We start from the raw sequence: 13,761 nt of genomic DNA, 5'->3' as shown, positions 1-13,761 counted from the left end.
TGGCAGACGTGAGAACAATGCGGGATTTCCCGAAGCGATGAAAACGGCACGGCACGGATCCAGGCGACCGATCAGGACAAAGCCGCGCCCCCCGGCCTCACCTCCGCGCGTCGGGCAGCCGGCTGGGCGGCGGCGTGCTGGCCACGTTTTTCTTGTAGTACGCGATGAACTCCGGCGCCGGCATGGGCTTGCCGTACAGCCAACCCTGGCCGAAATCCACCTCGCGCGCTTTCAGGTGGTCTTCCTGTTCCTGGCGCTCGATGCCTTCGGCCACGGTCAGCAGGTTCAGCGACTTGGCCATGTCGATGATGTGGTCCGTGACCTTGTGGGTCGCGGAATCGGTGCCGATGGTGTCGACGAAGGACTTGTCGATCTTCAGCGAGTCGAGCGGCAGCCGCTGCAGATAGGACAGGCTGGAGTAGCCCGTGCCGAAGTCATCGATGGCCACGGCATGGCCTTGCGCACGGGCCTGTTCGATGACGCTGCAGGCCTTGTCCACGTCCATGAAGCCGCGCTCGGTGGCTTCCAGCCAGATCTGCCGCGGATCGATGACCGTGCCTTCCAGCATGCGCTGCAACACCCGCAATGCCCCGCCATCCTTGAGATCGCTGGCGCTCAGGTTGACGGAGATGTGCGCTCCCCGGTCCTCGCCCAGCAGCTCCTCCATATCCCGGATCACCAGGCGAAACACCTCTTCGGTGATGCGGGCCATCAGGCCGTTGTCTTCGGCGATCGAGATGAACAGGTCGGGTCTCAGGGTCTTGCCGCCGCGCCGGATCCAGCGCACCAGCGCCTCGGCGCCGATGCAGCGGCCTGTGCGCAGGTCGATGATGGGCTGGTAGTGGACGACGAATTCCCGCCGCCTGATGCCGGCGGCCAGTTCGCCCGCGATCGACAGGCGCCGGCGCGATAGCCAGACGACCAGCGCGATCATGGCGGCCGCGACCAGCGTCCCCATGGGCAGCCAGAACAGGCGCTCGCGCGGCAGCATGTCCAGCGCTTCGGTCTGCGGTTCGAGCAGGACGACGGCCAGGTCCGCATTGCGCGCGACGGCGCTGAGGTAGGCCTCGTCGATGTCCAGCTTGCCGCCATTCAGCGCCTGCGACACCAGCACGAGATCAGGGTCGTTGCGGGTTCCCAGCATGCCCACGCCCGGCAGGACCACGGCGAGTTGCGCGCCGTCCGTGAGCGCCTTTTCAGTGAACCGGCCGGGTTCGAACAAGGCGCTGTAATCGCCGTGGCGCACCGCCACCATCCTGATGCCGGGACTCAAGACGGGCACCGCATCCAGCAACAGGCGTCCGCCGTTGGCCAGTTCGACCTGGGCCGGAATCAGCGGCTCTTCGTAGCTGGGCACGCCCCAGGTGGTGCACTGGACGATCCCGCCCGCCACATAGGCCAGATCGTCCACGGCCCGGTCCCGCAGGGCCAGCGCCCGCATATGGCGGATGTGCTGGGGCGAACAGGGCTCGAATGCCAGCTCGTCCAGATCGCGTAGCGTGGCCACGGTCTGGTCCAGCAGCTCCTGGGTGTCCCTCAGGATGCGCTGAGCCTGGTCGTCCAGATAGCGCTGCTCGCCCGCGACGGCGCGGGACCAGGACATGTGCAGCGCGAAGCCGATGGGCAACAGGGCCGCGGCGGCGGCGAGAGCGATGGCGATGCCGATTACAAGCTTGCGCGGCATCGAGGCCGTCCCCTGGGATCGCCGGCTGGCGAGGTTATATCTTTTTACACTTTTTGGGAGGCCAATGTCTCCATCAATTTCCGCTCACTGGCGCCGCCTCAGCCCTCCGCCACGATCTTCGCGTCGCGTATGGTCTGGGCGTACTTCTGCTGCTCCTGCTTCATGAAGTCGGCAAAGCGCTGGACGCTGCCGCCGCCGTCCTCCGCCCCCACCTGCGCCAGCTTTTCCTGCACGTCCGGCATCGCCAACACCCGGTCGATGTCCTGGTTCATGCGCTGGACCATGGCGGCGGGCATCTTGCCCGGACCGACCATGCCGAACCAGATGCTGGCCTCGAATCCGGGATAGCCCTGTTCGGCCACGGTCGGCACGTTGGGGTGGCTCTTGGAGCGCTGCTGCAAGGTCTGCGCCAGCGCGATCACCTTGCCGGACTGCACCAGCGGCGTGGCGGTGGTCATGCCTTCGAAGCAGTACTGCACGTGGCCGCCCAGCAGGTCATTCATCAAGGGAGCCGAGCCCTTGTAGGGCACGTGCAGCACGTCGATCCCCGCGCGGGCCTTGAAGATCTCCAGCGCCAGGTGCTGCGCCGAACCGCTGCCGGCCGAACCGAACACGATCTTGCCCGGCTGCGCCTTGCACAGCGCAACCAGCTCGGGCAGCGTCTTGGCGGGTTGCGAGGCGCCGCCAAGCAAGATGGTGGGCGTCTTGCCGACCAGGGCGATCGGCGTGAAGTCGCGCTCCACCGAATAGGCCAGCTTGGGCTGCAGGCCCGGCGCGATCCCATGGCTGTTGACGTGCGCCATCAACAGCGTATTGCCGTCGTTGGGCTGGCGCGCCACCTGTTCGGCGGCGATGATGCCGGCCGCGCCCGCGCGGTTTTCGACGATGACGGGAATATTCCACATCACGCCCAGCTTCTGCCCCAGCAGGCGCGCCAGCACGTCGGTGCCGCCGCCGGCGGGAAAGCCCACCACGATCTTCACCGGCCCCTGCGGCAGGTCTTGCGCCCGCGCCGTCGCCGGCAGGACCAGCGCGGCCCCCAGCGCCGCGGCGCCGGTCATGAATTGCCTACGTTGCATTGCTGTCTCCTCGCGCGCCGGTCCGATGGCCGGCGACTGGTTCTTGGAATACTGTCACTGCTCACCGCTGCCGGCCGTCTGGCGCGGCCTGGCTGCGATGTTCCTGCGCTGCGGCGCGCGGCCGGCAGGCCGCGCCCCCTACCCTCAGCCAGCGACCCGGCTCCACTTGCCGTAGCGCTCGACCATGCGCTCGTCGAAACCGAAACCCAGGCCGGGCTCCTGATGCAGCACCACGCGTCCCTGCTTGTGCGTCAACTGGCGGTCGACCAGCCTGCGGAAGTTCAGGACCTGATCGTCCCAGAAGAATTCGACGTAGCGCGCATTCGGCGTCGCGGCGACCAGCGGCGCATGCACGTCATGGAACCAGTGCGGGCAAACCACGACGCCGTAGCTGGCGGCGGTGGCGGCGATGCGCTTCCATTCGGTGATGCCGCCGCAGACGGCGGCATCGGTCTGCAGGATGCCTGCGGCGCCCTTGTCCAGCAACTCCTTGTGATACCAGCGGCCATAGCCGATCTCGGCGGTGGCGATGGGCAGGCGCGTCAGGCGCGCCAGCTTGGCGTGGCTGTCGATGTCGTCGGGGCCGAAGGGTTCTTCGATGAAGTACGGATCGTACTGTTCGAAGCGGCGGATGTACTGCATGGCCTGCGTCACGTCCTGCCAGGCGTTGTTGCAGTCCATCATCAACTCGACGTCGGGGCCGATGGCCTCGCGCGCCGCCTTCAGGCGCGCCTCTTCCTCGGCCGGGGACAGGCGGCCCGTCTTCATCTTGACGGCGCGAAAGCCCTTATCCACGTAGCTCGCCATTTCTTCGCCCAGGTGCTGGGGCGTCTTGCCGTCGAGGTAGTAGCCGCCGCTGGCATAGGCCGGCACGGTTTCGAGTTCGACCGCGCCCAGATACTTGTGCAGCGGCAGGCCGACGGTCTTGGCGTTCAGGTCCCACAGCGCGATATCCAGGGCGCTCAATGCGCGCATCACCGTGCCTTGCCGGCCTTGCAGCAGGGCTTCCTGGTACATCGCCTGCCACAGGCCTTCGACGGCGAGCGAATCCTTGCCCAGCAGCACCGGACCCAGCAGGTTCTGCACCGCGGCCTCAAAGATGGCGCCGCCGGCGCTGCCCACGTAGCAGAAGCCGATGCCTTCCACGCCGTCGGAGGAACGGACCTTCACCAGGCCGTAGTGCCGCGTCGACACGGTGCGATTCGAAAACGAGGTGACCTTGTCCAGGGGCACCGCGGCGGCGCACACGTCTATGGATTCAATGATGGGCACAACTGGCTCCTTGGTAATCGGGATGGTCGGGCGGGGCCGGCGCGGCATGCGGGGCCTCAACGCTCTGACCGTATTCTTGCCGTGGCCAAAGAAAACAACAATTATCTTCATCCATCTTTAGAATATGGAAAAAGCATCTTTTCAGGAGGGTCCGGCCCGTGGATTCGCGCTTTCTGCAAACCTATGTGCACGTGGTGGAACTGGGCTCCATCGCCCAGGCCGCGCGCCACCAGGGGCTGACGCCCGCCACGGTGCAGCAGCGCCTGCGCGCGCTGGAAGCGGACATGGGCAGCGCCTTGATCGCGCGCTCCGGCCGCACGGTGAAGCCCACGCAGGCCGGCGTGCGGATCCTGGAGCGTGCCCGCGCCGTCCTGCGCGACGTGCGCGACCTGCGTTCGGCTGCGTCCGACACCGAACTGCCGGCCGGTCCGCTGCGCCTGGGCGCCACGCCCACCGCGCTGACCGGCATCATGCCGCCCGTGCTGCGCGCCTGGACTGCGCGCCATCCCCATATTGAAATCTACATAGAACCGGCGCCCACCACCCTGCTCTACGGCAAGGTGCTGTCCGGCGAACTGGACGGCGCGCTGCTGGTGCATCCCTTGTTCGCAATCCCCAAGACCTGCGCCTGGCGCGACCTGCGGCAAGAGCCGCTGGTGCTGGTCACGCCGGCCGATATGAAGGTGCGCGACCCGCTGGAAGTCATCGCGCGCGAACCCTACATCTGCTATGACCGCAGCGTGGTGGGCGGCAAGATGGCCGACGACTACCTGCGCGCGCGCAGCCTGCGGCCGCACGTACGCTTCGAGCTGGATGGAATCGATTCCATTGCCAAGCTGGTGTCGGAAGGATTGGGCGTGGCGCTGCTGCCGGATTGGGCGACCATCGGAGAACCGTCAGCCCGCGTCAGGCGCTGGCCTCTGCCGCCGCCCTGCCCGGTGCGCACCGTGGGCGCGATCTGGCTGCGCTCCGGCGTGCGTTCGGCGCTGATGCAGGCCTTCGTGGAAATGGCCGAGACTCAGCTCGGCCTGGACTGAGCCCGGAAGATCAGTCCTGTGCGTTTGCGTCGCGGCCGTCGCGGGCCACGACCACGCCGCCCGACACCACCAGGCGGCGCGGCGCGCGCGTCGCCACGGCTTGCGCAATACAGCTGGCGTCGACCAGCACCAGATCCGCGCGCGAACCCGGCGCCAGGCCATAGTCCGCGAAACCGCAGGCGCGGGCCGCCGCCGCGGTCACGCAATCGAACGCCCATTCGACCTCGTCGTCGCGCCGCAGGTCGTTGCGCAGGCCGATCAGCATGGCGCGCGCCAGCATGTCGGGGCTGCCGTAGGGAGTCCAGGTATCGCGGATGCCGTCGTTGCCACCGAAGATCGTCACCCCCGCCTCGCGGCAGGCGCGCACGGCCGGCACGGGCCGCGACGGCGGCGCCGTCGTCAGCAAGGCCACATCCAGCGCAGCCAGCCGCCGCAGCAGGCCGTCCAGCCGCTTGGCGTCCACGCCGCCCAGACAGAAGGCGTGGCTGATGACGACCTTGCCCTGCATGCCCAGCGCCTGGACGCGGTCCAGGATCAGGTCCAGGGTAAAGGCGCCCAATTCGCCCGGCTCGTGCAGATGGATATCGACAGGCTTGTGATGCTTGTCCGCCAGGCCGAACAGCACGTCGAGCGACCTCGCCGGATCGCGGTCTATGGCCGAGGGATCCAACCCGCCCAGCACGTCCGCGCCCTGCGCCAGCGCCTGGTCCAGCAGTTCGGCCGTACCGGGCCGGATCAGCAGGCCCGACTGGGGAAAGGCCACGGTCTGGATCTCGACACGTCCGGCCAGCTCCTGGCGCGTGGCATGCACGCCCTCCAGGTGGCGCAGCCCGGCATCGGTATCGATATCCACGTGCGTACGGATGCGGGTCGCGCCTTCGCGCAGGAAGGCCAGCGCCAGGGCGCGCGAATGGCTGGCCGCGTCATGACCGTTGCGGGCGCGCCAGACGCGTTCGTTCTCGATGCGGTCGGTCAGCGCCGGGCCCACTTCGTTCACGTACCAGGGCGAATCCCAGGTGGTCTTGTCCAGGTGCGTATGGCCTTCGACCAGGCCGGGCAGCAGCAAGGCGCCGGCGCCGTCCTCGACAGGCACGCCGGGCGCGGCGGCGAGGCCGGACCCGATGCTCTGGATACGTCCGTCGAGCACCAGCACGTCCACCGCGCCGCCTTGCGGGGCGCGGACATTCTTCAAAAACAGATCGGTCATGGCAGGATTCCAGGCGCCGCGCGTGGCGGCCGGCCTTGCGCAGACCAGGCGGCACGCGCCATCAAGCTCAGGCTTGGGGCGGTTCTATCCAGAAGAAGCGTTCACCCTGGCGGACCATGTCGGCCACGCCTTCGGCGCCGATGCGGTAATCCGTACCCATCAGCGTGGCGCCGCCATCCTCGTGGATATGAATAATGGCGAGCGGGTCGTTTGCCATGGTGTACCAGTAGTAACCCGGCTTGAGATCATGCAGGTTCGTAGTCATGTTTCGAGTATACAAACATCCCCGCGCCGTATTCAAAAAGACACATAAATCCAGGTCATGCCTGACATGATGGCGTTGAGGCGGCATACTTCCCGATTCCAGGCCCAAACCGCCCGCACAGTAGGCATGCGTCGACCAGGCTGTCGCCGCATTGGCGCATATGCTTTGATCGTTGGAGGAACCGCGAGCGTATGAAAAGGCAGTCTCTTCAATTCAGCGAGCCGCTTAAACAAGCTGTTTTGGACGGCCGTAAAGTGCAGAGCCGGCGCATCCTCAAGCCGCAACCGACCAAACTGACCACGGTCTGGTATGCGGACGCTGCGGATTCCGGCAGATGGGTAGCCATGGGCCCGTCGCTGGATCATCCATCCGAATTGCGCAAAACCTCCAGCTGGGTCAGGTGTCCATTTGGAAAATCCGGCGACAGCATCGAATTGACCGACGAAGCCGGCAATACCTTCGCCACCGCCGTTATCGTGGGGGTGCGCGTCCAGCGCCTGCAAACGCTGTCCGAAGCCGATGCCCGCGCCGAAGGCACGCAAGCCCTGTACCAAAGCTCCGCCCTGCTGCCGGGCGTGCCGCTGCAAACCGCCTTCGCCTTGACCTGGTGCGAGCGTTACGGCTCGCATGCCTGGGCTGCGAACCCCTGGGTCTGGGTGGTCGAATTCCGCCGCCAACAGGTCGACGGGGAACAGGACGCCTAGCCCCGCCCCCAAAAACTGGTGCGCCCGCGCAACGTCGTTACGCGGAAACAGGGGCGGATGGTGACTGCCTGTAACCTGGCCATCCGGCTTCACCTGATTCCAGGCGATTTCAATCCATTTCAATCGCGGCCGCGTCAGAGCGGACCTGCGCTGCTGCGTGGCAGCAAGCCCCATGCCACCTGGACGGGGACGGTTGCGGATTGTCGCGATTGAGGCCGGCCCGCTTACTTCTGCCAGCGCAAAAAGCCCGAAAATAAGCTCAACGAATACTCAACTTTGCTGCGTCACGCGGCAGGCAGGTGCAAGATGAAAAAATGGCTTATCGCTGGTGCTGGTGCCGCTGGTCTGCTGATCTCCAGCGTCGCCCTGGCTCGGGTGGACGTCGGCATCTCGATCGGCATACCGGGGGTCGTGTACCCCGCGCCGGTCTACGTCGCGCCGCAGCCGGTATACGTGCCGCCCCCGCCGCCCGTCTATTACCGCCCCGCGCCGGTGTACGTCGCACCGCCGGTGGTCTATCCGGCGCCGGTGTATTACCGCGGCGGCGGCTGCTACTATGACCGCGGCTACTACTATGGCCGCGGGCGCGGACATGGACACGATTATTACCGCGGCCGGGGCCGCGGACACGACCACGACGATTAAGCTGCGGGCCGCGCGTCAAGCGCAGGCCGGTTGCCCCGGAAACGACAAAGGCCACTCGCAAGAGTGGCCTTTTTTTCTGCGGGCAATGTCCGGTGCCCGGTGAAATACCCCTCAGGCTGCGGGCGCCTGCACGGGTTTGCCAGCCAGCACGGCCGGTTGCTGCGGGGTTTTGCTGGCCTTGCCATCGCTCCACCGCGGCGTTTCCTGAACGAGATCGATCCAACGGCGGGGCTCGCTCGACGACCGCCACCAACCATTATGCGGACGCATGGGCAAACTCCGGTTCACCGTTGAAACGCACGCCGTTGATGCCTTGGAACAGTTGCAGGCTTTCCTGCTCGGCTTCGTGCAGGCTCGAAAACGGCGCCTGTCCGGGCACGGTCCAGCATTTTTCCGGCGCGGTGCCGCCAACACGGCGGGTCCATATCTGCACGCGGTAGCCCTGCTCGTCTTCCTGAGCCACGGAGCATCTCACACGAAAATCTCCAATCATTCTTGAAGTCATGGGCAACTCCTTGTTATTTAAGTGAATGAAGCGTGTAGCACACGGGGCATATTGTGCCGTAACTATCCGGCCCTTTTATTGGAATACACAATTGCTCACATCATAATCAAACACTCGCGCGGCCAGCTTAATGGCGTGAGGCGACAGGAATATGTACAGATAATAAAAAAAAACGGAGCCCGAAGGCTCCGTCTTTTACTCCGCCAAATGGCGGATGGACAGCTGAAAAACGTCAGGCTTTCGGCGCCGGATTCAGCACCGTCAGGCCGCCCATGTAAGGCTGCAGCGCCTCCGGAATCAGCACGCTGCCGTCGGCTTGCTGGTGGTTTTCCAGCACGGCGACCAGCGCGCGGCCCACAGCCAGACCGGAACCGTTGAGCGTGTGCACGTATTCCGGCTTGCCCTGGGCATTGCGGAAGCGCGCCTGCATGCGGCGGGCCTGGAAGGTTTCGCAGTTCGACACCGAGGAAATCTCGCGCCAGGTGTTCTGCGCCGGCAGCCACACTTCCAGGTCATAGGTCTTGGCCGAACCAAAGCCCATGTCGCCCGTGCACAGCAGCACCACGCGGTACGGCAGGCCCAGCAGCTGCAGCACGCGCTCGGCGTGGCCCACCATGTCTTCCAGCGCCTCGTAGGACTGATCCGGCTGGGTGATCTGCACCATTTCGACCTTGTCGAACTGGTGTTGGCGGATCATGCCGCGGGTATCGCGGCCGCCGCTGCCGGCTTCCGAGCGGAAGCACGGCGTGTGCGCCGTAAGCTTGAGCGGCAGGTCGGCGGCAGCCTGGATGGTGTCGCGCGCCACGCTGGTCAAGGTGATTTCCGAGGTGGAGATCAGGTACTGGTCTTCACGCACGTACGGCTTGCCCTGATCGTCGACCTTGGGATCGTCGTCGCCGCCGCCCTTGGACACGGCGAACATGTCGTCCTTGAACTTCGGCAGCTGGCCCGTACCGTACAGCGTCGAGGCGTTGACGATGTAGGGGGTGTAGCACTCGGTATAACCGTGCGTGCCCGTCTGCAGGTCCAGCATGAACTGCGACAGCGCGCGGTGCAGGCGGGCGATGGGGCCGCGCATGAACGAGAAGCGGGCGCCGGACAGCTTGGCGGCCATGTCGAAATCCAGGCCCAGCGGTTCGCCGATGGCGACGTGGTCGCGGGCCTCGAAGGCCAGGGCCGGCGGATTGCCGTCGGCGCCAGCCGCGCCCGGCAGCCAGCGGCGCACTTCGACGTTGTCGTCGGCGGATTCGCCCAGCGGCACGCTGGCGTGCGGCAGGTTGGGCACCGACATCAGCAGTTCGTTGAGCGGCTGCTGCAAGGCGGCCAGCTCTTCTTCCAGCTGCTTCAGGCGCACAGGCACGGCCTGCGATTCGGCCATGACGGCGCTGGCGTCCTCGCCCTTGGCCTTGAGCTGGCCGATCTGCTTGGCCAGCGCGTTGCGGCGGGCTTGCAGGGACTCGGTTTCGGTCTGGACGGCCTTGCGGCGGGATTCCAGCTCATTGAACCGTTCCGTGTCGAAGGACACGCCACGGCTCTTGAGGCGGTCTACGACGGTTTGCAGGTCTTTGCGCAGCAGTATCGGGTCTAGCATGGTGATATCGGTGAGGTTGCGTGAAGCAACGGGCGGCGCCCGTTACCGTTTCTTGGCGCGTTCCTGCGCGTCCAGCTCGCGCAGGAATGCCAGCTTTTGCTGGATTTTAGCCTCCAGGCCGCGATCGGTCGGCCGATAGAAGGAGGGATTGAGTCCATCGGGGAAATATTGCTCGGCGGCGGCGTAGCCGTGCGGCTCGTCGTGCGCGTAGCGGTAGGCCTTGCCATGGCCCAGCTGCTTCATCAATTTGGTAGGCGCGTTGCGCAGATGGATCGGCACCGGCGCGCTGCCGTGCTCGGCCGCGAACTTGCGCGCCTGGTTGTAGGCGTTGTAGACGGCGTTCGACTTGGCCGCGCAGGCCATGTAGACCACTGCCTGCGCCAGCGCCAGCTCGCCTTCCGGCGAACCCAGGCGTTCATAGATATCGGCGCCGTTCACGGCCAGGTCCGTGGCGCGGGGATCGGCCAGGCCGATGTCCTCCACCGCCATGCGCACCAGGCGGCGCGAGAGGTACTTGGGATCGGCACCGCCGTCGATCATGCGGCAGAACCAGTACAGCGCGGCGTCGGGGTTGGAGCCGCGCACCGACTTGTGCAGGGCGCTGATCTGGTCGTAGAACGCGTCGCCGCCCTTGTCGAAGCGGCGCAGGTTCTGCGACAGCGAGATCTCCAGCCAGGCCGCGTCCACCGTGTCGCGGCCGGCGGCTTGCGCCGACTCGGCCACCACTTCGACCGCGCTGATCAGGCGGCGCGCGTCGCCGTCGGCCCAGGCCGCCAGTTGTTCACGCGCGTCGGCCTCGACATGGATGCGTTCGCCCTCTTCCAGCCCGTCGTTCAGGGCCTGCACGGCGCGGTCGACCAGTTGCTGCAGTTCCTCGGCGGTAAGCGATTGCAGCACGTACACCCGCGCCCGCGACAACAACGCCGAATTGACCTCGAACGAGGGGTTTTCGGTGGTGGCGCCGATGAAGGTGAACAGCCCGCTTTCCACATAGGGCAGGAAGGCATCCTGCTGCGCCTTGTTGAAGCGGTGCACCTCGTCGACGAAGAGGATGGTGCGGCGTCCCTGGCCCTGCGCCACCTGCGCCACCGTGACGGCATCGCGGATGTCCTTGACCCCGCCCAGCACCGCCGAGATGGCGATGAACTGCGCGTCGAAGCCGTCCGCCATCAGGCGCGCCAGCGTGGTCTTGCCCACGCCTGGCGGCCCCCAGAAGATCATGGAGTGCGGCCGGCCCGAGTCGAAGGCGACGCGCAGGGGCTTGTCCGGCCCCAGCAGATGCGACTGCCCGACCACGTCGGACAGCGTCCGCGGGCGCAGCCGCTCGGCCAGGGGCACATAGGGCCGATGCGCAGGATCGGCCGCGAAGAGATCGTTGCTCATTGGCAGAAGATGAGGGGAGACAGCAAGTAATTCAAGCCAGCATTACACCATGGCGCGGGCCTGCCTCCCCCGCACGGCCCTAGGCCAGTCCCGGCGGCGCGAAGCGCCGGTTCGCCAGCACCGGCAATACCTTGCGGGCATGCGCCAGGCGTTCGGGGTCGATATCGGCGAACACCAGCGCCGGGGCTTCGCCCGCCCGCGCCGTCACCACGCCCAGCGGATCCACCACCATGCTGCAGCCGATGTTGCGTTCGCCGCATTCGCCCGTGGCCGCCACATAGCAGGTGTTCTCCAGCGCGCGCGCCGTGACCAGCACTTCCCAGTGCATTTCCTTCAACGGACCGCGCACCCAGGCGGCCGGCAGCACCAGCAGGTCCGCGCCGTCCAGCGCCAGGCGCCGCGCCAGTTCGGGGAAGCGCACGTCGTAACAGGTCATGAGGCCCACGCGCAGGCCGCCGATGTCCAGCAGCGGCGGGATGTCGACGCCGGGCGTGACGTTGGTGGATTCCTTCATGTTGAAGGCGTCGTACAGGTGCAGCTTGCGGTATTGCGACAGGATCTTGCCATCTTGCAGCGTCACCAGGGTGTTCCAGACCCGCCCTTCCCCGGTCGGCACGTGCACGCACATCATGGTCGCCAGTTGCGAACCGCGGCTGGCTTCCAGCAGGCGGCTCATGAAGGGGCCGTCCAGCGGCTGGGCGGCCTTCAGGACGATCTGCGGATCGGTGATGTCGCGGGCCAGGATGCCTTCGGGCAAGACCAGCAGGCCGGCGCCGCCGGCGCGGGCGCGTTCCATCAGGTCGATGCAGACCTGGGCGTTTTCTTCCCAGACGCGGCTGACGGCGAACTGGCCCAAAGCAACTTTCAGCATGACGCTTCCTTGTGTCGGAGGTTTTTCCTATTGTCGCGCCAACCGCCGGCCAGCGCCGACTACGGGAAACTCCTAACTCCCGCTTGTAAATTCTTTTCAGGATAATGAAAAAAACCAGGTTTGACGTAAATATTTTCCACAGCAGGCGCCCCATGACGAACTCCTCCTTCCCCGCAGCCCCCCTGGACATGAACGGCAAAGGCCTGGGCGCCTTTCCGGAATCCTGTACCACCGCCGGCGTGGCGGCGCTGAACTGGAACCTGCTCAATGAGGACGTCAGCCTGCCCGTGGCGGTGCTGTACGAAGCCCGCGTGCGCCACAACCTGCAATGGATGCAGCGCTTCATGGAAGCGTACAAGGTCAAGCTGGCGCCCCACGGCAAGACCACCATGAGCCCGGCGCTGTTCCAACGCCAGATCGCGGGCGGCGCCTGGGGCATCACGCTGGCGACCGCGCCGCAGGTCCGGGCCGCCTACCAGCATGGCGTACGCCGGATACTGATGGCCAACCAGTTGGTGGGCCGCGCCAACATGGCCATCATCGCGCGCCTGCTGCGCGACCCGGCCTTCACCTTTTTCTGCATCGTGGACTCCCCCGCCAACGCGGCGCAGCTGGGCGCCTACTTCGGCGAACAGGGCCTGACCCTGCCGGTGCTGATCGAACTGGGCCCCCAGGGCGGCCGCACCGGCGTGCGCGACGACGCCCAGTTGCGGGCGCTGGTCGACGAAATCGGCAAATGGCCCGGCCTGGCCCTGGCCGGCATCGAAGTCTACGAAGGCGTGCTGCAGGAAGAAAGCGCCATCCGCGCCTTCCTGCGCCGCGCCGCCGACGCCCTGCGCGGCCTGGCCGCCGCCGGCCGCCTGCGCAAGAACGGCCCGGCGCTGATCTCCGGCGCCGGCTCCGCCTGGTTCGACGTGGTGGCCGAGGAATTCTCGCAGCTGGACATTGGCGCGCCGCTGGAAATCGTGCTGCGCCCCGGCTGCTACCTGTCGCACGACGTCGGCATCTACCGCTCGGCCGCCGAGCGCATCAACGCCCACAATCCGGTCGCGCAAAAGATGGAACCCGGCCTGCAGCCGGCCTTGCAGGTCTGGGCCTACGTGCAGTCGCTGCCCGAACCGGGCCGCGCCATCGTCGCCATGGGCAAGCGCGACGCCGCCTTCGACGCCGGCCTGCCCACGCCCGCCGCGCTGTACCGCCCCGGCCGCGACGCCGCGCCGGGCCAGGCTCCTGCCCACTGGAAGCTGAGCGCGATGATGGACCAGCACGCCTTCATGCAGATCGGCGAAGGCGACGACATCCAGGTCGGCGACATGATCGCCTTCGATATCTCCCACCCCTGCCTGACCTTCGACAAGTGGCGTCAGGTGCTGCTGGTGGACGAGCAATACCGCGTCACCGACGTGGCCGAAACCTTCTTCTGAACGGCCCTGTCCGCCGCACCGCGCCGGTACCCGGCGGGCAGGAGGAATCGCGGGATTCCGGCGCAAACCTCTAATTACTACAAGCAAAACCCGT

13 protein-coding genes are annotated in these 13,761 nt (G+C 66.4%); 4 read left to right on the top strand and 9 right to left on the bottom strand.

What is annotated here, in order from left to right; translation table 11 throughout:
* Positions 1-97: 97 nt before the first annotated feature.
* The 3 genes from N5C88_RS06910 to N5C88_RS06900 form a co-directional block, all read right to left on the bottom strand.
* Positions 98-1,684, bottom strand: a complete 1,587-nt coding sequence (locus N5C88_RS06910) for an EAL domain-containing protein (RefSeq protein WP_280015016.1) — start codon at positions 1,682-1,684, stop codon at positions 98-100.
* Between the two features lie 98 nt (positions 1,685-1,782).
* A complete protein-coding gene (locus N5C88_RS06905; protein ID WP_059373820.1) occupies positions 1,783-2,763 on the bottom strand; it encodes a tripartite tricarboxylate transporter substrate binding protein in 981 nt (326 codons plus the stop codon).
* A 144-nt stretch (positions 2,764-2,907) separates the two neighbouring features.
* The gene (locus N5C88_RS06900) at positions 2,908-4,035 is read right to left on the bottom strand and encodes a mandelate racemase/muconate lactonizing enzyme family protein (protein ID WP_054450128.1); all 1,128 of its coding nucleotides are present in this window, start codon (positions 4,033-4,035) and stop codon (positions 2,908-2,910) included.
* 158 nt (positions 4,036-4,193) lie between these two features.
* Between N5C88_RS06900 and N5C88_RS06895 the strand changes: the two genes are divergently transcribed.
* Positions 4,194-5,072 carry a LysR family transcriptional regulator gene (locus N5C88_RS06895; RefSeq protein ID WP_059373819.1) on the top strand — a complete coding sequence of 293 codons (879 nt, stop codon included), beginning with the start codon at positions 4,194-4,196 and terminating at the stop codon, positions 5,070-5,072.
* 10 nt (positions 5,073-5,082) lie between these two features.
* Here the strand turns inward: N5C88_RS06895 and N5C88_RS06890 are convergent, their stop codons facing one another.
* Both N5C88_RS06890 and N5C88_RS06885 read right to left on the bottom strand, forming a co-directional pair.
* Positions 5,083-6,279 (bottom strand): amidohydrolase family protein, encoded by a 1,197-nt coding sequence (locus tag N5C88_RS06890; RefSeq protein ID WP_280015015.1) that lies wholly within the window; start codon positions 6,277-6,279, stop codon positions 5,083-5,085.
* Between the two features lie 67 nt (positions 6,280-6,346).
* Positions 6,347-6,544, bottom strand: a complete 198-nt coding sequence (locus N5C88_RS06885) for a hypothetical protein (protein WP_013391913.1) — start codon at positions 6,542-6,544, stop codon at positions 6,347-6,349.
* Between the two features lie 191 nt (positions 6,545-6,735).
* Between N5C88_RS06885 and N5C88_RS06880 the strand changes: the two genes are divergently transcribed.
* Positions 6,736-7,248, top strand: coding sequence for a hypothetical protein (locus N5C88_RS06880; RefSeq protein ID WP_059373817.1), 513 nt, complete (start codon positions 6,736-6,738; stop codon positions 7,246-7,248).
* A 306-nt stretch (positions 7,249-7,554) separates the two neighbouring features.
* On the top strand, positions 7,555-7,893 hold the full coding sequence (locus N5C88_RS06875) for a virulence factor (protein WP_280015014.1): 339 nt from the start codon (positions 7,555-7,557) through the stop codon (positions 7,891-7,893).
* Positions 7,894-8,149: 256 nt separating this feature from the next.
* On the opposite strand, the gene N5C88_RS06870 is transcribed toward N5C88_RS06875, so the two are convergent.
* From N5C88_RS06870 to N5C88_RS06855, 4 genes are all read right to left on the bottom strand, one after another.
* Positions 8,150-8,398, bottom strand: coding sequence for a hypothetical protein (locus N5C88_RS06870; protein WP_082400638.1), 249 nt, complete (start codon positions 8,396-8,398; stop codon positions 8,150-8,152).
* A 232-nt stretch (positions 8,399-8,630) separates the two neighbouring features.
* Positions 8,631-9,989, bottom strand: a complete 1,359-nt coding sequence (serS, locus tag N5C88_RS06865; RefSeq protein ID WP_054450118.1) for a serine--tRNA ligase — start codon at positions 9,987-9,989, stop codon at positions 8,631-8,633.
* A gap of 42 nt (positions 9,990-10,031) precedes the next feature.
* Positions 10,032-11,372 (bottom strand): replication-associated recombination protein A, encoded by a 1,341-nt coding sequence (locus N5C88_RS06860; RefSeq protein ID WP_054450116.1) that lies wholly within the window; start codon positions 11,370-11,372, stop codon positions 10,032-10,034.
* A gap of 79 nt (positions 11,373-11,451) precedes the next feature.
* Positions 11,452-12,243, bottom strand: coding sequence for a deaminated glutathione amidase (locus tag N5C88_RS06855; protein WP_082400636.1), 792 nt, complete (start codon positions 12,241-12,243; stop codon positions 11,452-11,454).
* Positions 12,244-12,395: 152 nt separating this feature from the next.
* On the opposite strand from N5C88_RS06855, the gene N5C88_RS06850 reads away from it, so the two are divergent.
* The gene (locus N5C88_RS06850) at positions 12,396-13,667 is read left to right on the top strand and encodes an amino acid deaminase (protein WP_280015013.1); all 1,272 of its coding nucleotides are present in this window, start codon (positions 12,396-12,398) and stop codon (positions 13,665-13,667) included.
* Positions 13,668-13,761: the final 94 nt, after the last annotated feature.

Source organism: Achromobacter sp. GD03932, from assembly GCF_029839485.1.
Classification (GTDB): Bacteria; Pseudomonadota; Gammaproteobacteria; order Burkholderiales; family Burkholderiaceae_B; genus Achromobacter; species Achromobacter bronchisepticus_A.
Note: the sequence above shows the minus strand (reverse complement) of the source record. Positions and strands in the feature narration are given on the sequence as shown.

What these genes read in the sequence shown, in the direction of transcription:
- N5C88_RS06910 (WP_280015016.1), bottom strand. Translation starts at nt 1,684, where the DNA reads ATGCCGCGCAAGCTTGTAATCGGCATCGCCATCGCTCTCGCCGCCGCC.
- N5C88_RS06890 (WP_280015015.1), bottom strand. Translation starts at nt 6,279, where the DNA reads ATGACCGATCTGTTTTTGAAGAATGTCCGCGCCCCGCAAGGCGGCGCG.
- N5C88_RS06880 (WP_059373817.1), top strand. Translation starts at nt 6,736, where the DNA reads ATGAAAAGGCAGTCTCTTCAATTCAGCGAGCCGCTTAAACAAGCTGTT.
- N5C88_RS06855 (WP_082400636.1), bottom strand. Translation starts at nt 12,243, where the DNA reads ATGCTGAAAGTTGCTTTGGGCCAGTTCGCCGTCAGCCGCGTCTGGGAA.
- N5C88_RS06870 (WP_082400638.1), bottom strand. Translation starts at nt 8,398, where the DNA reads ATGACTTCAAGAATGATTGGAGATTTTCGTGTGAGATGCTCCGTGGCT.
- N5C88_RS06875 (WP_280015014.1), top strand. Translation starts at nt 7,555, where the DNA reads ATGAAAAAATGGCTTATCGCTGGTGCTGGTGCCGCTGGTCTGCTGATC.
- N5C88_RS06885 (WP_013391913.1), bottom strand. Translation starts at nt 6,544, where the DNA reads ATGACTACGAACCTGCATGATCTCAAGCCGGGTTACTACTGGTACACC.
- N5C88_RS06850 (WP_280015013.1), top strand. Translation starts at nt 12,396, where the DNA reads ATGACGAACTCCTCCTTCCCCGCAGCCCCCCTGGACATGAACGGCAAA.
- N5C88_RS06905 (WP_059373820.1), bottom strand. Translation starts at nt 2,763, where the DNA reads ATGCAACGTAGGCAATTCATGACCGGCGCCGCGGCGCTGGGGGCCGCG.
- N5C88_RS06860 (WP_054450116.1), bottom strand. Translation starts at nt 11,372, where the DNA reads ATGAGCAACGATCTCTTCGCGGCCGATCCTGCGCATCGGCCCTATGTG.
- serS (WP_054450118.1), bottom strand. Translation starts at nt 9,989, where the DNA reads ATGCTAGACCCGATACTGCTGCGCAAAGACCTGCAAACCGTCGTAGAC.